Here is a 231-nt window from a genome sequence, read left to right as displayed (position 1 = left end):
ATTCTGATAGGCGGGACGGGGATCTTGGGCTATGCTTTGGCTGATCAGGTTTTGGGTGCTTTCAGATAAATTTTCCGCGCCGATGTTTTCCAACCATACGACTTCAAGCTCTTCGGGTTTACCGCTGACGAAGCCGGATGAGGCGTCAGGTTTGGATTCGACAAAGGGGATGTAGGGTTTGATGTCGATAATCGGTGTGCCGTCCAGCAGGTCTGCGCCGCTGCAATAGAG

General features: G+C 52.4%; 1 protein-coding gene. It reads right to left on the bottom strand.

Annotated elements, in window-relative coordinates; all coding sequences use genetic code 11:
- Window positions 1–231: TrmO family methyltransferase domain-containing protein (locus tag ACTHS3_RS18805; protein WP_440368928.1), on the bottom strand; the 231-nt coding region annotated here is incomplete at both ends.

It is taken from the genome of Neisseria sp. P0009.S007, from assembly GCF_051962515.1.
Note: the sequence above shows the minus strand (reverse complement) of the source record. Positions and strands in the feature narration are given on the sequence as shown.